We start from the raw sequence: 17,643 nt of genomic DNA, 5'->3' as shown, positions 1-17,643 counted from the left end.
AGGCCGTCAGTCTCATTTCGCAAAACCAATGAGCGATAGACCGGTCGATACGCCGGTCCTACGATGGATGGGCCGATGCGTGCGACGAGAGAGGTGGTGATGAGCAGCCTGCATATCGATGGTCGCACGCTACAGGCGCTCATGCGAAGTGAAAGCTTCGTCGGCAAGCACCGCAAATCACCGTTAGCCAAGCCATGTCACAAGATTCGTATAGCACCACGCGCCGCCAGGGGCTGCGCGCCATTGGGCTCGGTACCGTATTGCTGACAGCCCTGTCATCGGGACGCATCGCCGCTGCACGCGAGAGCGGCGCGTCGGACAGTGCGTCTGCCATCCCCGGCGGCGCCGCCACGTTGCAGGAGCTTGCCCGCACGCTGGCCCGGGCGCCGCGCCATCGGCAGTTCGAGTCGGTGCCATTCATGCTGACCGATCAGCACATGTGGGACAAGCAGGCGGCCGACGCGTTGCTCGGCTACCAGTACACCTTCAGGCAGATGTGGGACGTCGCGGACCTCGCCGGCCCGTGGCCCGGACTCATGCGCGAAGCCATGAATGCGCAGGTGTTCGCAAACGGCCGGCGCGACTTTCTTGCGGTCTCGGCAACGCATGGTCTCGCGCATCTCGCCCTGTTCCCGCAAAGCATGTGGGACAGGTACGACCTGGCAAAACTCGCCGGCCCGTACTTTACCCGCAACACGCTGATTCTCGAAAAAGACGGTGCTTCGCCGGATGACGCCTTGCAAAACCTGGCCGGATTCTACGGGCCGCAAAACAACAACATTACGTCGCTGCAGCGGCGCGGTGCGGTGTTCGTTGCGTGTCACGACTCGATTCACGCCATCTCGAGAACCCTCGCGCAGTCGTCTTCATCGCGTTGCGCCGACGACATTGCGGCGGATCTCACCAACAACCTGATCCCCGGCGCGGTGCTGGTACCGAGCGTCGTGGCATTCATGGTCGATCTGCAAAAGAAAGGCTTCACCTTCGCCTAGCCAATCCATGCCGCGCCTCTGCGTGCGGTGAACGACAGCACCGTCTTGCGGCGCCCAGTCGGGCATCACCTGTCTTTACGGAGAACAAAGTGCCGAATAACGTGAATCGAAAAGTCCGTTGCGCTATGGCAATTGCCGTCATGGCCGCCGGGTTCGCTGTCACCGCCCATGCCGAACGCGCGAATCGTGGCAACCCCAGGCTCGAGTACTTCAACCAGAGCGTGGATCAGATGATCTACGACCTCATGGACGAGAAACACATCAACGGTCTTGGGATGGCGATCGTTCAGGCGCCGTATATCCCGCGCGTTGCCGGTTACGGAAAATCGGATGCGCAAAAGGGCCTGCTGGCCTCGAGCAATACGCTGTGGAGTATCGGGCCGATTACGCAGGGCTACACGGCAATCGCCATCATGCAGCTGGTCGAAGCCGGCAAGATGGAGCTGAACGATCCGATCGGCAAGTATGTGGCGGATCTGCCCGCTTCGTGGAAAGGCCTGACCGTGATGGAGTTGTTGCAGCATGCCACGGGGCTGCCCGATTACCGCCATGCGCCCGGCTTCGATGCGAGCCATGACTACCCGCCGCAGGAACTGCTCAAAAGCGTGCGCAGCGAACCGCTTGCATTCAAGCCCGGCACGCAGGTTTCGGAAAGCGCGACGAATTTTCTTCTACTCGGCCTGGCCATCGAAAAGGCCAGCGGCCTGTCGTATCACGACATGATCTGGAACGGCCAGCTCAAACCGCTGCATCTGACCCATACGATGTTCGCCGAGGATTTTGCGAGCATGACGCAGCAGGATCCGGTCGAGCAGAACGGAAACTGGCACACGCGGTTCGCCGGGGACGAGGCCTATATCAATCCGACGGAAGTGGCGACCGGCTACGCGCGAAAGAATGCGCAGAGCACGCCGGTCAAGCGTATCAGCACGTCGAGTCTGTTTGCGTACGGATCGCTCTGGGCATCGCCTGAAGATGTGAGCGACTGGGACGTCGCCCTTGCCGGTCATACGCTGGTCAAGGAACAGGCGCACCGGGATCTGATCTACAAGCCCACGACGTTGCCGAGCGGCAAGGTCGTCCCCGCGATGGCCGGCTGGCAGTTCACCGGCCATGAGGGGTTTATGGACATCAAGGGTTCGGTTCCCGGGTTTAGCGCTTACCTGAGCCGCTTCACTGACAAGGAGGAGCTGGTCTGTGTCACGGTACTCATTAACGAGCAGAACATCGATCTGACGGACCTCGCGCGCCGCATCGCGGCCGCCTACGACGTGACGCTGGGTTCCGGTGTCAACCCGGAAACGCAGGAGACGTACGCGAGCGCGTTCGATGTCAATGAAACCACCGCACGGCTCGAGCAGAACATCAAGGCCGCGGGCGGCAGGATCTTCGCGTCGCTGGACCAGCAGGCGAACGGATCTCAGGCGGGGCTTTCGCTGCGACCCACGCGCGTCATTATCTTCGGCAATCCCAAGGCGGGCACGAAGGCGATGCAGGACAGCGTGGCCGCTGCCGCGGATCTTCCGTTGCGGATCGCCGTCTGGAAGGATAGCTTCGGCGAGACATGGATCGGCTTTGAAAATCTGGACGCGCTGGCGAAGCGCGATGGCGTGAAAGACCCGGTGCTGATTGGCCAGATGAAGGCGGCAGTCGAGGAGATTGTCCGGAAGTCCGCGAGCGTGTATCAGTGAGCGTCGGAGAGAAGGTGTGCAGGCGGCGATTAGCCGCCTGCAGCACGAAACCGGCGCTGCGCCCGCTGTTTCGATCTCGCGTCACGATTCGCCGAAAATCGGGCCCTGCCCGCCAGGCGCAAACGCCGGGAACATGTCGGCATGCGGTGCGCTTGCCGCCGCATGAGCGCGCGGCATCGGTGCCGGCTGCGGCGCCGGTTCCCGCAGCGTGACCGCGCTATCCGCGGTGATCGGCACACTCGGTATGGCAAGCAGTTCTGTCTTTCTCATCGAGCCCGCCGACGTGCCGAAGTAGTAGCCGATGATGCTGATCCACGCCGTGCCGAGCGCGCCGATCACGACGTTCACCAGATTGCTGTTTTCGGGGGGCAATTCCTTCAACGTCATCAGCAGCAGAATGCCGAAGAAGCCGCCCGTCACCGACATCGCGAGCGCCTTGGGCACCCAGTCTTTATTAGCGATGCCCATCGCGCGCGCATTGGCGCGATCGCGTGCCTGGATGCGCGCCATGTTGGTCTGATACGCGAAATGGGCTTGCGTCACCACCAGCTGCTGCAACTGCGCCGCGTTAGCGCCTTCGGCCTGTCTGAGCTTGTCGAGTGCGGTGGGGTCGTCATGCAGCGCGGTTTCGATTGCTTGCGGATCGTTGGGTGTACCCAGCGTATGTGAAATGATCGCGGCGGCGGTCGTCACACCGAGGCCGATCGGTCCGCCGATCAGTTCAGCAAGCAAAGGAGTCGCGCTGCCGATGCTCGAAGCTAATTTTGACCAGTCCATCATGCTGCTCCCAAAAGAAGGTTGGTTGCCATGCGGTCCGTCCATCCCCGGCTGAAAGTGGGCCACGTATGGAGGTTTCGCAGATACCGGAGCCGATACGCCACGAATCGCAGGATAAATTTCATCGGGTCCGCTTGCTTCACGGCGGCCATGGTGTCCGGGCCGAATTTGCCGTCCTCGTATGCGCCGGCGGCCTTCTGCATCCACAACACCACGAGGCCGCCGTTGTAGTTCGCATCGAATATCTGGAAGGCGACCCGTGGATCGAGTTCATCCAGATGCAACGGGTCCCAGTATTTTTGCTTGGCGATCTGCATGGCGGTTTCGAGCGGCAGGTCCTTCATCGCGCCGGTGTAACCGAAGTTGCGCGCCACGCGTGCCGTCACGCCCCACATCGTTTCGCCGCCAGGGTCTGCGGGATGGAAGGAGTAGCCGCCCTCGCTTCCGATCAGGGCTTTGAACGCATCGTCGAAGCTGTTCATTTAGCGTCTCCTTGCTCGATGTTGCTCGATAGACGACTCTTGACGGCTTCACTGACGCATTGACCGTGCCACTGGCTGCCGGGCCTTTGCGGTGGTCGAGCGCGCGTGCCGCGCAGGTGTGGAGAGCGGAAAAGTGTTGTTCGGTGGCCGACACTTTTCGATAGAAAGTTCGGCGGCGGAAAACATCGGCGGCGAGCAAAAAATTTGAGCCATACGAGCATGCGTTCGACTCGCCGCAGCATCGACTTCGTTTCGAGCGCGCTCTACATTCCATTCGCGAAGTATTTAACGGAGCGTACTCGAGATGTTTTCAATACTGGCCCCCTGGTTCTTTGTGCTTATCTGGTCGACAGGACTCGTTGCCGCGCGAGCGGTGGTGCCGCACGCGTCGACGGAACTGTTCCTGCTCGTGCGCCTGTTGCTCAGTGCGGGCCTGCTCGGCGTGTTGGCGTTCACCGCACGCGAAAGGTGGCCGCGCGGACGGCAGCTTGCGACGCATCTGCTGGCCGGCGCGCTCCTGCATGGCGTCTATCTGAGCGCGGCCTATTGGACCGTCGCGCACGGTATGCCGGCCGGCGTGATGTCGCTGATCGGCAGCATGCAGCCGATCGTGACGGTGGTCGCCGTGTTCCTTATTTACGGAGAGCGTCCTGCGATGCGAACGGTAGCAGGGCTCGCGACCGCAATCGCAGGCGTCGTTTGCGTACTCGCACCGGCATTGTCCGCTACGGGAGATGAACATTTCGGTGTATGGGCCGTCGTTGTCGCGGTCGTCGCGGTGACGGGCATGACGGCCGGCACGATGATCCAGCGCGGCAGACTCGCGGGGGACGGCGTGCGTGTCTCGGCGAGCGTGCAGAATGCCGGCGGCGCGATCGTCGCCCTTGCAGGCATGCTGATCGGCGGCGGATACCAGTGGGATCAGTCGCCGACGTTGTGGATAGGCTTGATCTGGTCGGTCGTGGGGTTGTCCGTCGGCGCGGTGTTGCTGCTTGTCTGGATGGTGCGCATTCACGGTGCGACGAAAATGAGCACGCTGCTGCTCGCGGTACCCGCGCTCGCGGCCGGTGAGGCGTGGCTTCTGTTCGGCGAAAAACTGGGCGCGATGCAGATGCTGGGTTTCGTGCTGGCGTTAGCGGGCGTTGTGCTCGCCCGTCGCGTCGTCGCGCCGTCCCAGGCCCAGAGTAATCAGGAGCAGGCAACGCACCGTCAAGACGCGACAAGTCCTTAAACATGCTCGTCTTACAAACAGTCCAGGGCAATTCAATGACGTGCGCCTTAGCGACGTGCCGCGCTTTATGGCAAAAGGGCACCATCATCTGCCCGTGATCGATCGCCATCGCCGGGTGGTCGGCGTCCTTACCCAGTCGGATCTTCTCGCATTGATCTGCGACCTGAATCCGACGCGCTAGCGGAACCCTATCCAATTGGCATCGCGCCGTCCGTCGCTATCGGCGGACCATTTGCGTGACTGCAGCAAAACTTGACCTCGACGACGCACCCCGCTATACATCTGGGATGTAAGGCGGATGTCGGCTTTTAGAAAGAAGGCGAGGGTTGGCCGATCGACCGCCTACACGCGGGAAAAGTGCACGGTAGTCCCTAATCCTAAGACAAGAAAGAGGAAGGACCATGTACCACCAAACCTATAACCCGTTCGGCAATGCGGTTCTTTCCACGATCGCCGCCGCCATTCCAATCCTCACGCTGCTCTATTTCATCGCGTTGCACCGGCACCGCGATTCGCAGGGCAATGTGCACCTGGGCATCTCCGCGCCCTACGCGGCATTCTTCGGGGTCGTTGCCGCATTCGTTATTTCCTGTCTGGTGTTCCGGATGCCGTTGGTATCGGCCGTTTCGGCGTTCGCGCTGGGCTCCCTGTCGGGATTTCTGGGCATTATCTGGATCGTGCTGGCGGCGATGTTCCTGTACACGATGAGCGTGGTGAGCGGCAAGTTCGAGATCGTGAAGGAGTCCATCGTTCATATCTCGTTCGACCGGCGCTTGCAGTGCGTGCTGATCGCATTCTCGTTCGGCGCGATTATTGAAGGCACGTCGGGGTTCGGGACGCCCGTCGCGATTGCCGGGGCGGTGATGGTCGGCCTCGGCTTCAGGCCGTTTCAGGCGGCCGTGCTGAATCTGCTCGCAAACACGGCGCCGGTCGCGTGGGGTGCGATCGGCACGCCGATCGTGACATTGGCGGCGGTCAGCGGACTCGATCAGGTTACCTTGTCGGCGATGGCGGGGCGGCAGCTGCCGTTCGTGTCGGTACTCGTGCCGTTCTGGCTGGTCGCGACCTTCGTCAAGATGGAAGGCGGCACGTGGAAGCAGGTGTTCGAAGTCTGGCCGGCGATGTTGTGCGCGGGTCTGACGTTCGCGCTGATGCAGTTTTTCGCGTCGGGGAGCAGTGCGCTGCATTTGATGACCGATGTGGTATCGGGCGTGTTTTCGGTGATCTGCACGGCGCTGTTTCTGCGCTTCGTCTGGCACCCGAAGACGCGGTTTCTGCTGCGCTCCGAACGTGAGGCACTCGAGCGGGAGGGTAAAAACCCGGAGACCGTCACCACGGACTCGAGCGGGTGGAAATACCGCTACACGACCGCCGAAACGATTCATGCCTGGATGCCGTGGGTGATTCTGATCGCATGCTGCGCATTGTGGGGTGTGCCGGAGTTCAAGAAGCTGCTCAACGGTCTGTTTTCGGGCGTCACCTTTTCGACGACCTTGCTGGGTTCGCCGTTTGCCGGTTCGCTGTCGCTGCCCGTGTGGGACATGCCCGCGCTGCATAACCTCGTGCAGCGGATGCCGCCGGTCGCGCCCGTCAACGCCAAAGCGGAAGCGGCCAAATTTACGATCAACTGGTTATCGACTGCAGGCACGGGCGTGTTCGTCGCAGCGCTGCTTTCCGGGCTCGTGCTCAAGTTGAGCGCGGCACAATGGAAGGAAGCGTTCACGCAGACCATGCGGCGGATGAAAATTCCGGTGCTGGTGATCGGCCAGGTCCTCGGGCTCGGATTTCTGACGCGCTATTCGGGCACGGACGCGGTACTGGGTCTCGCGTTTACGCATGCCGGTTTTCTGTATCCGTTCTTCGCCGCCTACCTCGGCTGGCTCGGTGTGTTCCTGACCGGCTCCGATACGGCGTCCAATGCGCTGTTCGGCAGCCTGCAGCGGATCACTGCGCAGCAGCTCAACCTGAATCCGATACTGATCGTGGCGACAAATTCCACGGGCGGGGTCATGGGCAAGATGATCGATGCGCAGTCGATCATGGTGGCGTGCGCGGCCTGCTACGACGATCCTAAAGAGCGGTCTTTCGCGTTAGGGCCGATCTTCCGGACGGTGTTCTTCCATTCGATCGCGGGGGCTGCAGTGATCGGGATCATCGCCATGCTGCAGGCGTATGTGTTTCCCTCGATGATTCCATAGAAAAGAGCGGGGCCCGCCCGTGCTTGCCTCACCGGCGGGTCCGCACCTCGAACATCGATTATCGGTTCACTTGGCGTCCTCGCTACCGGCCGCGAGGCGGTGAAACATCGCGGCTTGTGCCGCGCGCCGCGGCCGGATAAACAGCGCCGTCACCAGCAATGCCGCCACGCAGAACGCGGCGAGTGCGCACAGACCGTCCGCGTAGCTGTTGGACGAGCGCTTGAACAGGCCAACGAGGTAAGGCCCCGCGAATCCGCCCAGATTGCCGATCGCGTTGATGAAAGCGATGCCTCCCGCAGCCGCCTGGCCACGAAGATAAGACGACGGCAGCGACCAGAAAGGCCCCTTGCAACCGAAGATTCCCACAGCCGCCACGCTCAGCGCCACGATCGACCAGACCGACGCGCCCAGCGCCCCGGCGGCGACAAGGCCCCCGGCGGCCAGCACCATCGTCGCCGCGAGGAACCAGCGCCGTTCGTTGAAGCGATCGGACAGGTTGCCCACTATCAGCATGCCGATGCATCCGGCGATATACGGGATCGACGTGATCAATCCGACGGTGACGTTGCTATAACCTTGCTGCTTGATGATTTGCGGCAGAAAGAACGAAAGCCCGAGATTCGCGCCGGTCGCGCAGAAGTAGACGAACGCGAGCAGCAATACGGTCGGATTCAACAGCGCTTTGCCGAGTCCGGCGATCTTGCGCTCGGAGGATGACGAAACGTCGTCCGCGGCCAGTTCCTTGCTGAGCCATTCACGTTCGCCTTCGGTGAGCCAGGTCGCGTGCTCCGGACGGTCCGTCAACAGGCGCAGCGCAAAGAATGCGCCGATGATCGCGGGCACTCCCTCGATGATGAAAAGCCACTGCCATCCCTTCACGCCCAGCGCGCCGTTCATTTGCAGAATCAGCGTCGACAGCGGCGCGCCGACGGCAATCGAAACCGGAATGGACAGCATGAACGCCGAGACGATTCGCGCGCGATAACGGGCCGGAAACCAGTACGTCAGATAGAGAATCACGCCCGGGAAAAAGCCCGCTTCCGCGAGTCCCAGCAGAAACCGCAGTGCGATGAAGCTGGCCGGTCCGCTCGCCAGCGCCATCGCACAGGCAAGCACGCCCCATGTCAGCAGGATGCGCGCAATCCATCTGCGGGCGCCGACCTTCACCATCATGACGTTGCTGGGAATCTCAAAGATAAAGTAGCCCACAAAGAAGATGCCCGAACCCAAACCGAACAGATAAGGCGTGAGGCCGATATCCTTATTCATGGTCAGTGCCGCAAAACCGACATTGATGCGGTCGATAAACGAGATCACATACAGAACCATCAGAAGCGGAATCACTCGCCAGAAGATCTTGCGAATAACGGTTTTTTCGCTGAGCTGTTGCATGGTATCCATGAATACTGGCGTGGGGTGACGGGAGGGCCGTGCCGGCTAGAGCCGTAATGACGTTTCGAGTTGCGGCACGCGTGCGTGAGCGGCGTCCCCCACCTTGAATACCGCTACCGAATTGCGTAGCAATTGAGCCTGCTCGGCCATGGATTGCGCCGCCGCGGTCGCCTGTTCGACGAGCGCCGCGTTTTGTTGCGTGACCTGATCCATCTGCGTGATGGCCCGATTGACCTGATCGATACCAGTGCTCTGTTCGTCGGAGGCTGCCGAAATCTCTTTCATGATGGCTGTGACGCGCGCCACCGAGCGGACCACTTCGTCGATCGTGCTGCCTGCTTCTTCGACCTGTTTCGAGCCCGAACCGACGCGCTCCACCGATTCACTGATCAGTTCCTTGATTTCCTTCGCGGCCGTGGCGCTGCGCTGCGCGAGCGTGCGAACTTCACCGGCGACCACCGCGAAGCCACGCCCCTGCTCGCCCGCCCGCGCCGCTTCGACAGCTGCATTGAGCGCAAGGATATTGGTCTGAAACGCGATGCCTTCGATAACCGTGATGATCTCCGCGACTTTCGACGAGCTATCGGTAATGCCTCGCATCGTCTCGACCACGCGTCCCACCACTTCGCCGCCGCGCTGCGCGACGCGCGAGGCATCGCCGGCAACCGACGTGGCCTGCCGTGCGTTTTCGGCGTTCTGGCGGACTGCGCCGGTCAGCTCTTCCATGCTCGATGCGGTTTCCTGCAACGATGCAGCCTGTTCTTCGGTGCGGCTGGACAGATCGGTGGTGCCCGAGGCGATCTCGTCGGTAGCGGTGGCAATCGAATCGGCCGACACCATGATCTTGCCGATCATCTGCGTCAACTGCTCCTGCATTTGCCTCATCGAATACAGCATGCTTTCGCGATCGCTGGGCACCGTTTCGACCGCTGCGCTCAAGTCCCCGTTGGCAATTTGCGTGGCAATGCGCGCGGCGTGCGAGGGATCGCCGCCGAGGCTGCGGCGCACACTGCGGCTGATCAGCACCATCGCGGCCGATACGACGGCGCCGATGGCGAGCACGATCAACAGGTATTCGAGCAGTAACCGGTGAAATGCCGCGGCGACGTCAGTCAGATAAAGACCCGAATCGATATACCAGTCCCACGGTTTGAACTGCTTGATAAAGGAGATCTTGGTTTCGTAAGTAAAACCGGACCCGCCCGAGGCGTTCGGCACGCGGCCTTCGAATTCCGCATAGCCTTCGCCGTTCGGATTCTGAGCGGCGCGCACCTGTTCGACGAACAGCAGCTTGCCGTTCGGATCCTTGTTCTCCCTCACGTCCTTGGTGAGCAGATCGGGGAGCACCGGATGCATGAGCACCCGCGGATACGAATCCATGATGAAGAGGTAACCGCCCTTGCCGTAACGCATCGCTTTCAGGCGCGCGATGGCCTGTTTTTTGGCGTCTTCGACGGAGATCTCATGACGGTCGGCCCGTGCGGCCAGATCGGCCACGATCGCCGTCGCCGATTCGACCACGCTGCGAATGGTGGCCTTGCGCTCCTCGAGCATCGTATTGTGCGATTCGACCACCGCGCTGCCCGCCAGCAGCAAGAGACCGACCCACATGACGGCAAGCGCCGCCCATAACTTCGCATTCAGATTCAGACGACTCACTTCTGTTTCCTCCGCGTCATCTCGATCGACATACTGAACTCTGGTCAGGATTTGCCTGGATTGTGAAAACGACCTTTGTGTTAACGGTAGGCGTTCAGGCGTTCTTGAGATTAAACTCGCGGAAGTTTCAAGGCGAGGGTCGAGATTCAGTTTTGTAATTGTTTGTTAGTGATGCATCATGAGTGGGCGTGTCTGAATGCCCGCATCTTCAAGCTTTGCTGCAAGGCTTATTGAATCTCATCGAGGCGTTTTGTTTGCCGCCTGACAAGGCGCTCGATATCGGCGATATCGGCCGCCGAAAGCCTGGGACCTGGTTTGCGCAGTGCCGCCGAAGCAATCACGCCACGTTGCGCCATGATGTGTTTGCGCACCGCGAGGCCAATGCCCGACTGTTGTTCATAGCGCGCGAGAGGCAGGTAGGCGTCGAACAGGTCGTGGGCCCGTTCGATATCGCCGTTCGCATGGGCCTTGCACACGTCGACCATCATTTCGGGGTACGCGAAACCCGTCATCGCGCCGTCCGCGCCGCGCGTCAGTTCTTCCGGCAGAAAGAGACCGCCGCCATTGCCTGTCAGTATCGAAACGCGCTTGACCTCGCCTTTGCCGCTTGCCGCGCGGATGGCCGACAGCTTGGCGAGGCCCGGACAATCTTCGTGCTTGAGCATCACGCAGGCCGGCGAATTCTTGAGGATGCGCAGGACCACGGGTGTGGACATCTGCACGCCTGTTGAAACCGGATGGTCCTGCAGAACCCACGGGCAATCGTCGCCCAGCGTCTCGTTGACCATGTCGAAGTAGGCGACGATCTGGTCGTCGGTGCGCAGCGTCGGAGACGGTGCAACCATGACGCCGGACGCGCCCATGTCCATCACGCTCGCGGCCAGTTCGCGCATGGGCGCGAAACCCGCTGCCGATGCGCCGACCACCACCGGCGCGCGATCGGCCACGCGCGCGAGTACGCGCTTGACGAACGTGCGTGACTCGTCGGCCGTCAGCTTGGTTGCTTCCCCGAGGATGCCGAGAATCGTCAGGCCGGTTGCGCCACGCTCCAGATAAAAATCCACCATGCGGTCGGTACTCTCGAGATCGAGTGCGCCGCTGTCGGTGAACGGCGTCACCGCGATCAGAAAAACGCCTTTGGCAGTGGCATGCAACAGGTTGCTCATGAAGTCCTGCTCCTGGTTGTATTCGATCTGGCGATGCAGTGCATCGCTGCCGCGAGGACCCTCAAACGCTGGCGATCAATCCGCCGTCGACGCGAATCACCGAACCGGTGATGTACGCCGCCTGTCGGCTCGCGAGGAACGTCACCGCCGACGCATATTCGCGTGGATCGCCATAGCGTCCGACCGGAATGGACGCCACGCTCTCGGCGCTGACTTCCTCGACGCTGCGTCCCTCGCGCTTGGCCTTCTGTTCGTCGAGGAACGTGATGCGCGGCGTGGCGATACGTCCGGGCAGCACGATATTCGATGTGATGCCGTCACGGCCCACTTCGCGAGCGAGCGTCTTCGACCATCCGACGAGCGACATGCGCAGCGCGTTCGAAATGCCGAGTCCCGCGATCGGCGCGACGACGCCCGACGACGTGCTGGTAATCACGCGGCCCCACTTACGCTCGCGCATGCCCGGCAGCACCTGATCCGTAATCGCAATGACCGACATCACCATCGACTGAAAGCTCTTTGTCCACAGATCGACGGACTGTCCCGCAGCCGGCGTCGGCGGCGGTCCGCCGGTGTTGTTGACGAGGATATCGACGGCGCCGAACGCGTCACGGATCGACTGGATGCGGCTTTCGACGATGTTCAGATCCGACAGATCCCATTGCAGCGGCAGCGCGTCGGCGCCCGCGGCCCGGACGTCCGCGACGGTCTGCGACATGGCGTCTTCATTGATGTCCGCGACGGCGATGCGCGCGCCTTCGGCCGCCAGCGCTCGCGCAATGGCGCCGCCCAGGCCGCCCGCCGCGCCGAATACGAGTGCGGTTTTTCCAGCAATTCCCAGATCCAAGGTGCAACTCCAAAGATGGAAGGTGATGAGGCGGCCGACGTCATGGCGAGCAACCCGTTGGCCGGTTAGTATAGGCAACGGGAAGTTCGATACAAAACGGATAGTTTCTAGTCTGAGCATCGAAAAGATTGATACATGATTCGCAATCTCCGCACCTTCGTCGTCGCTGCTGAAACCGAATCGTTCTCGGCGGCGGGTAACCGGCTGGGTCTGACTCAATCCGCGGTCAGCACGCAGATCCGGCGGCTCGAAGAAGAGTTGGGCTATGCGTTGTTCGACCGTACGGGCAAATCGGTCACGCTAAGCAGCGAGGGTCGCGACGCGCTCGGCGAGGCGGCGCGCATTCTGGAATCGTTCGAGGGCCTGAAGCAGAGCCCGAGCGGCACGGCGCGGCGCGTCATCAATGTCGGCGCGATTTCCACGGTGCAAAACAGTTTTCTGACGAAAGCCCTGCTGCGCTTTCGTCGCGAGCACGCGATGGCGAACATCAATATCGTTCCGGGCACGTCGATCCAGTTGCTCACACGTATCGATTCGCACGACCTGGACGTGGCGGTGATGATCAAGCCTCATCTCGGCTTGCCTGCGGATCTGAAGTGGCTTCCGCTCTTGCAGGAGCGCTACGTGGGCGTGGCGCCCGAAGGTTCGCCCGACGATCTGGGCGAGCTCTTCCGTCAGCAGCCCTTTATTCGCTATGACCGGCGCTCGCACGGCGGCCATCTGGTGGATCGCTTTCTGAAACGGCACGGCTTGTGGACCATGGATAGCATCGAAGTGGACGAGCCGTCGGTGATCCTGAGGATGGTGAGCGAGGGCCTTGGGTGCTCGATTATTCCAGGCGAACTGATTCCCGTCGCGCGCACGGCGGGGATCAAGGTGATTGCGTTGCCGGGCCGTCCGCTTGCGCGTGAGATCGGCATTCTGATCAGGCGATCGGCGATGAACCGGCAGCCGGCGCAGGCACTGATCGAAAGTCTCACCGCTGAAGTACAGGCGATGCGACGATAGCGCACAGGTACAAACGCCAATGAGATGACACTTATCGCGGTTACTTCGGCTGCGGTGGATGCTGGGGTGGCGGAAGCGGAGGGCCGGCGCGGATGGTGCCGTTCGCACGGCCGACAAAGTACCGGTAGATTTCGTCGATGTGCCCGGCGATCAGCGGATTGTCGCGATACGCGGGCATCCCGCGAGGCGGGTCGCCGTCGAGGACCATGCGGGTAAACATCTCGCGGCTCTGGGTGCGCGCGTAGTCGACAATCGAAGGTGCGGCCAGTCCTTCGTAATCCTTTCCATGACAGCGGGCGCAGTCGACCATGCGCAGGGTGCGCCAGGTGCTGACGATAGCGTCGTTGGCCAGGGGCGGCACGGCGTCTGCATGGGCCCGAGTCGGTGCTGCCGCCGCAATAGCGGCTGCAATAACCGCTGCGATTGGCAGTGCACAGCAGCCATGCACGGGCCGCGCGCTACGGTGACTCTTCATTGGTCGTCATAACAGCGCACGAAACCAGCGCATGACGAGCGGCCCGGCGATCACCGCCCACGTCATCAGGCAAAGGCCAAGCGCGACCATCACGGCGGCACTGCCGAGATCCTTCGCGCGGCGCGACAGTTCGTGACGTTCGAGCGAGATGCGGTCGATCGCCGCTTCGAGGCTCGAATTGAGCAGTTCGACGATCAACACGAGCAGTACCGAGGCGAGCAATAGCACGCGCGAGGCAGGATCGACGGGCACGGCGAGGCCGCACGGGATCAGGATCGCGGCGAGCACGAGCTCCTGGCGGAATGCGCTTTCCTCACGAATCGCGACGCGAAATCCGGCCAGCGAGTTCTTTACCGCGCGCCAGCCGCGCGTGAGACCGCGGCTGCCTTTGTACGGATTGAACGACAACGGCGCGAGCGAATCATCAGCGGAGAGCGGTTCGGGCGGGACGTCTGGCTGCATATATCGGCATGTCGCGTGGTAGTGAAGGAATGGTGAGCGAAGAGTAGGGATGCAAGTCAATTGACCTGCGATGCCTGGACAAAATGGTGCCTGGCCGTGTCTGTGCGCGGCCGCTGAACAAAGGGATCGACATCGTGCCAGTTGGCTTGCGAACTGAACACGCCGAACAGGTCATCCGAGACAAAGCGCGGTTTGGTATCGAGGTTACGCAGTAGCGATTCGTCGTAAATGGTCGCGATATCGGCGGGAGCGTATCCCATCAGTTCCAGCAGCGTCGGCGCAATGGCGAAATGAGATCCGTGCCCCGGAAAGCGTCGCGACACGTCGGTGAAGCGTTGCCTCAGGTCCTGATCTTCCGTGGCAACCATCAGCGGCACGATACCTTCCTGAGGATCGACATTGCTGGCGGAACTGCAATGGGTCAGGTGTCCGGGGCTGAAGTTCTGGCCGTGGTCGGACGTGTAGATCATCGTCATGCCGTTCCAGTTCGCATCGCGTGTCAGACGGGCCATCGTTCGATCCGTCGACCAGTGCACGGCGCTGGCATAGGTTGCAAGCGTGGCGGGATCGTTGCCCACGAAATTGCCGTCGATGGGTACAGGAGGCTTCCGGTCGCCGGGAGCGTCGTTCACGTAAGGGAAATGGGCGCCGTTCTTGTTCGCGTAGATGAACACGCGATCGCCGCGGGCAAGTTCTGCCAATGTGATGCGGACGAGTTCGTCATCAAGTTGATGCGTGGGAATATTCGCGTCCAGCTTGTAGAGACGGTCTATCGAGTTCGTCTCCGCGGGCGTCATATAGTTTTGCAGCTTGCCATAAGCGCTGATGAAGCCGGCCTGCGCATCGATATAGACGGTGCGGAATCCCGCCGCTTTCGCGTACTGCCAGACGGTGGGATTGGTCGTGATGCTGGTCGAGAGATTGCGCGGGTTGGCCATAAAGCGCAGCAATGCGTTCGAGTTGTTGGAGCAATTGCTGCCCGACACCGCGGGACTGAAGTCGATCCAGCGTTGGTTCACCGAGGCCCATTCGGGCGTATAGCGATTGCCCGGTTCGAGGCTCACATGGTCGGCGCGCACGCTTTCATCGACCATCAGAACCAGCGCGCGGACCAGCGGCGTGCCGGGATTCAATTGCACCTGATGGCGGTCGGGGAATCGCCCGGTATCGATCTTGTACGCGGCGAGAACGGTGAGCGACAGCGGCGCAAACTGCTTGGGCATCGCATCCGAGCCTTTGCCGTCCCGATACAGCACTACGAGGATCATCAGCGCGACGGGCAGGAGCGGGGCCATGGAAAGTGCATACCGCATCGGGCGATGAATGTCGGTGGACAAACCTGTAGGCATGGAAAACGCCACGAAACTCACGCACAGGACGGCAAGCGACGGTGCGATTGCGCCGGAATAGAAATTCAGTGCCCGGTTCACATCATGACGGGCGGACCAGAAGTTCAGCACGTCGAATATGAAGAATTCGGATTGCTGGACGGCATAGTAGGCAAACGCCGCTGTTCCGGCGACGCTGAGTGGAACCGCCCAGAACAGGCGCACGACCGGAGACGGATGAAAGGCGGCCGCGAGAATGGCGGCAAGAGAAAGCATCCAGATCGCGCCGAATATCACGAGCGTCATTAAACGCTTATCGACAAGCAGAAAATGCACGCGACTGAACGTGCCGTGGTTCGTGGCATTGATCACCACAAGCAGTAACGCGATCTTTAGCAGGAAAGTTGGCTTAATTCTCATGGACCCCTCTCGCTCTCAATGACGAGTTTCCCGGGAGGCATAGCCCTCACGGTTGCGCTAGATGTCATTCACGAAGCGCGACCTCGAGAATCGAAGCGTCCGGGTCGCAGATGTAAATGAAAGGGGATGGTTGGCGCGATGTAAATCCTAAAAGGCCTGGTTTTGCGCGATAGCGCACAAAAATATGTCAAACGTGTGACGGGCCGGCTAAAGTTGCGGATCGAGCAGCGCAACGACGCGTTCCAGCAGCTTTTCGAGGAACGGACGGCGGCGCCAGTCGTCAAGCGTGATGCGTTTTGCGTGGGTGACGTCGCGATCGAAAATCGCGGTTTGCTGCTGTGCAAAGTCGCGGTCGTAGATGTTGAGATTGGCCTCGTCGTTGAGCTTGAACGAGCGGCTATCGAAGTTAGTCGAACCCACCGATACCAGATACTCGTCGACGACGAGCAGCTTGCAGTGGAACATCGTCGGCTGATATTCGTGCATCTCGACGCCCGCTGCGAGCAGGTCGCCCCAGCACGCGCGCGACGCCTCGCGCACCGTATGGGTGTCGATGCGCTTGCCGGGCGTGATGATGCGCACCTTGACGCCGCGCTTTGCCGCTTCGACGATCGCATTGATCGTCAGCTTGTCCGGCACGAAGTACGCGCTGGACAAATGAATCGAACGCGTCGCGGCCGTGATCGCCATGAGGTACATCAGCTGCATGTCGTCGCTGCCGCCCGAGGGCGAACTGCTGAACATATGCGCGAGGCCATCGCCCGCGGCGTCGATCTCCGGAAAATAGCGCGGGCCGTGCAGCACGTTCCCCGTTGCTTTGACCCAGTTGTCCATGAAGACCGCCTGCATCTGTCCGACCGCCGGGCCTTCCACGCGAAAGTGCGTGTCGCGCCAGTGCTTCTCGTCCTGCGCGTGCCCGGTCCATTCGTCGGCGATGCCCACGCCACCCGTAAAGCCGATGTGTCCGTCGATCACGAGCAGCTTGCGGTGTGTGCGGTCGTTCATGCGGCCGAGGCCCGTCCAGTGCGGCTTGTGATACTGAATCACTTCCGCGCCCGCCTCGCGCAGCATCTGTAGATAGCGCCTGTCCATTTTCGACGAGCCGACCCAGTCGAGCAGAATATGGACGGCGATACCCGCACGTGCCCTGTCGGACAGCGCCTTTGCGATTTGCTCGCCGATCGCGCCGGACCAGTAAATGAAGGTTTCGAAGGTGATCGTTTGCCGCGCCGAGCGGATGCCTTCCAGCATTGACGGAAAGATTTCGTCGCCATTCACGAGTACGTCGAAGCGATTGCCGCCGACAACGGGCGGACCGAGGAGCAGTCCCATCGAGCGCTTGAACTGCGGATCTTCGCTGGCGTATAGCCGCTCGATCTTGTGTTCGATCTTCTTTTCGCCGCTCGTCAGGTTCGCGATGATCAGCACGACGACAAGCGTAATAACGACCGTTAGGGCAATCAGGGCAATCATCGGCATACGCGGTCCTTGCGGGGCGAACATTCGTCCGGACCG

Annotated in this window: 15 protein-coding genes and 1 pseudogene; 6 read left to right on the top strand and 10 right to left on the bottom strand. The window is 61.2% G+C overall.

Annotated elements, in window-relative coordinates; all coding sequences use genetic code 11:
* Positions 1–194: 194 nt before the first annotated feature.
* Both tetH and ACYPXD_RS10985 read left to right on the top strand, forming a co-directional pair.
* Positions 195–992, top strand: coding sequence for a thiosulfate dehydrogenase (tetH, locus tag ACYPXD_RS10990; RefSeq protein ID WP_459710749.1), 798 nt, complete (start codon positions 195–197; stop codon positions 990–992).
* 125 nt (positions 993–1,117) lie between these two features.
* Positions 1,118–2,683 carry a serine hydrolase gene (locus tag ACYPXD_RS10985; RefSeq protein WP_459711450.1) on the top strand — a complete coding sequence of 522 codons (1,566 nt, stop codon included), beginning with the start codon at positions 1,118–1,120 and terminating at the stop codon, positions 2,681–2,683.
* Between the two features lie 81 nt (positions 2,684–2,764).
* On the opposite strand, the gene ACYPXD_RS10980 is transcribed toward ACYPXD_RS10985, so the two are convergent.
* Together ACYPXD_RS10980 and ACYPXD_RS10975 are read right to left on the bottom strand one after the other, a co-directional pair.
* Positions 2,765–3,460 carry a hypothetical protein gene (locus ACYPXD_RS10980; protein WP_459710747.1) on the bottom strand — a complete coding sequence of 232 codons (696 nt, stop codon included), beginning with the start codon at positions 3,458–3,460 and terminating at the stop codon, positions 2,765–2,767.
* Positions 3,460–3,942 carry a glycoside hydrolase family 108 protein gene (locus tag ACYPXD_RS10975; protein WP_459710745.1) on the bottom strand — a complete coding sequence of 161 codons (483 nt, stop codon included), beginning with the start codon at positions 3,940–3,942 and terminating at the stop codon, positions 3,460–3,462. Before ACYPXD_RS10975 ends, ACYPXD_RS10980 begins: the two co-directional genes overlap by 1 nt.
* A 304-nt stretch (positions 3,943–4,246) precedes the next feature.
* On the opposite strand from ACYPXD_RS10975, the gene ACYPXD_RS10970 reads away from it, so the two are divergent.
* The 3 genes from ACYPXD_RS10970 (at position 4,247) to ACYPXD_RS10960 (ending at position 7,371) form a co-directional block, all read left to right on the top strand.
* Positions 4,247–5,173, top strand: a complete 927-nt coding sequence (locus tag ACYPXD_RS10970) for a DMT family transporter (RefSeq protein WP_459710743.1) — start codon at positions 4,247–4,249, stop codon at positions 5,171–5,173.
* A 40-nt stretch (positions 5,174–5,213) separates the two neighbouring features.
* The gene (locus ACYPXD_RS10965; RefSeq protein ID WP_459710741.1) at positions 5,214–5,354 is read left to right on the top strand and encodes a CBS domain-containing protein; all 141 of its coding nucleotides are present in this window, start codon (positions 5,214–5,216) and stop codon (positions 5,352–5,354) included.
* 220 nt (positions 5,355–5,574) lie between these two features.
* Positions 5,575–7,371, top strand: a complete 1,797-nt coding sequence (locus ACYPXD_RS10960) for an L-lactate permease (protein ID WP_459710739.1) — start codon at positions 5,575–5,577, stop codon at positions 7,369–7,371.
* 66 nt (positions 7,372–7,437) lie between these two features.
* Here the strand turns inward: ACYPXD_RS10960 and ACYPXD_RS10955 are convergent, their stop codons facing one another.
* The 4 genes from ACYPXD_RS10955 to ACYPXD_RS10940 all read right to left on the bottom strand — a co-directional run bounded on the left by ACYPXD_RS10955 (position 7,438) and on the right by ACYPXD_RS10940 (position 12,435).
* Entirely contained in the window at positions 7,438–8,772 is a 1,335-nt protein-coding gene (locus ACYPXD_RS10955) for an MFS transporter (RefSeq protein WP_459710737.1), read from the bottom strand.
* A gap of 36 nt (positions 8,773–8,808) precedes the next feature.
* Positions 8,809–10,422, bottom strand: a complete 1,614-nt coding sequence (locus tag ACYPXD_RS10950; RefSeq protein WP_459710734.1) for a methyl-accepting chemotaxis protein — start codon at positions 10,420–10,422, stop codon at positions 8,809–8,811.
* Between the two features lie 227 nt (positions 10,423–10,649).
* A complete protein-coding gene (locus ACYPXD_RS10945; RefSeq protein ID WP_459710732.1) occupies positions 10,650–11,588 on the bottom strand; it encodes a dihydrodipicolinate synthase family protein in 939 nt (312 codons plus the stop codon).
* 61 nt (positions 11,589–11,649) lie between these two features.
* Complete coding sequence (locus ACYPXD_RS10940) at positions 11,650–12,435, bottom strand: SDR family oxidoreductase (protein ID WP_459710730.1); 786 nt, start codon at positions 12,433–12,435, stop codon at positions 11,650–11,652.
* A gap of 135 nt (positions 12,436–12,570) precedes the next feature.
* Here ACYPXD_RS10940 and ACYPXD_RS10935 point away from each other — a divergent pair, with 135 nt between their 5' ends.
* A complete protein-coding gene (locus ACYPXD_RS10935) occupies positions 12,571–13,443 on the top strand; it encodes a LysR family transcriptional regulator (protein WP_459710728.1) in 873 nt (290 codons plus the stop codon).
* A gap of 40 nt (positions 13,444–13,483) precedes the next feature.
* Here the strand turns inward: ACYPXD_RS10935 and ACYPXD_RS10930 are convergent, their stop codons facing one another.
* From ACYPXD_RS10930 to cls, 4 genes and pseudogenes are all read right to left on the bottom strand, one after another.
* Complete coding sequence (locus ACYPXD_RS10930) at positions 13,484–13,804, bottom strand: c-type cytochrome (RefSeq protein WP_459710726.1); 321 nt, start codon at positions 13,802–13,804, stop codon at positions 13,484–13,486.
* 120 nt (positions 13,805–13,924) lie between these two features.
* Positions 13,925–14,371 (bottom strand): annotated as a pseudogene (locus tag ACYPXD_RS10925) (diacylglycerol kinase); the annotation flags it as partial.
* A gap of 65 nt (positions 14,372–14,436) precedes the next feature.
* On the bottom strand, positions 14,437–16,083 hold the full coding sequence (locus ACYPXD_RS10920; RefSeq protein WP_459710724.1) for a sulfatase-like hydrolase/transferase: 1,647 nt from the start codon (positions 16,081–16,083) through the stop codon (positions 14,437–14,439).
* A 252-nt stretch (positions 16,084–16,335) separates the two neighbouring features.
* A complete protein-coding gene (gene cls / locus ACYPXD_RS10915) occupies positions 16,336–17,607 on the bottom strand; it encodes a cardiolipin synthase (protein WP_459710722.1) in 1,272 nt (423 codons plus the stop codon).
* Positions 17,608–17,643 lie beyond the last annotated feature (36 nt).

This window comes from Paraburkholderia sp. 2C, from assembly GCF_054589215.1.
This window is presented reverse-complemented; position numbering and strand designations above follow the sequence as displayed.

Excerpts from the sequence above, each read along its gene's own strand:
- tetH (WP_459710749.1), top strand. The coding sequence starts at position 195 with ATGTCACAAGATTCGTATAGCACCACGCGCCGCCAGGGGCTGCGCGCC.
- ACYPXD_RS10985 (WP_459711450.1), top strand. The coding sequence starts at position 1,118 with ATGGCAATTGCCGTCATGGCCGCCGGGTTCGCTGTCACCGCCCATGCC.
- ACYPXD_RS10980 (WP_459710747.1), bottom strand. The coding sequence starts at position 3,460 with ATGGACTGGTCAAAATTAGCTTCGAGCATCGGCAGCGCGACTCCTTTG.
- ACYPXD_RS10975 (WP_459710745.1), bottom strand. The coding sequence starts at position 3,942 with ATGAACAGCTTCGACGATGCGTTCAAAGCCCTGATCGGAAGCGAGGGC.
- ACYPXD_RS10970 (WP_459710743.1), top strand. The coding sequence starts at position 4,247 with ATGTTTTCAATACTGGCCCCCTGGTTCTTTGTGCTTATCTGGTCGACA.
- ACYPXD_RS10960 (WP_459710739.1), top strand. The coding sequence starts at position 5,575 with ATGTACCACCAAACCTATAACCCGTTCGGCAATGCGGTTCTTTCCACG.
- ACYPXD_RS10955 (WP_459710737.1), bottom strand. The coding sequence starts at position 8,772 with ATGGATACCATGCAACAGCTCAGCGAAAAAACCGTTATTCGCAAGATC.
- ACYPXD_RS10945 (WP_459710732.1), bottom strand. The coding sequence starts at position 11,588 with ATGAGCAACCTGTTGCATGCCACTGCCAAAGGCGTTTTTCTGATCGCG.
- ACYPXD_RS10935 (WP_459710728.1), top strand. The coding sequence starts at position 12,571 with ATGATTCGCAATCTCCGCACCTTCGTCGTCGCTGCTGAAACCGAATCG.
- cls (WP_459710722.1), bottom strand. The coding sequence starts at position 17,607 with ATGCCGATGATTGCCCTGATTGCCCTAACGGTCGTTATTACGCTTGTC.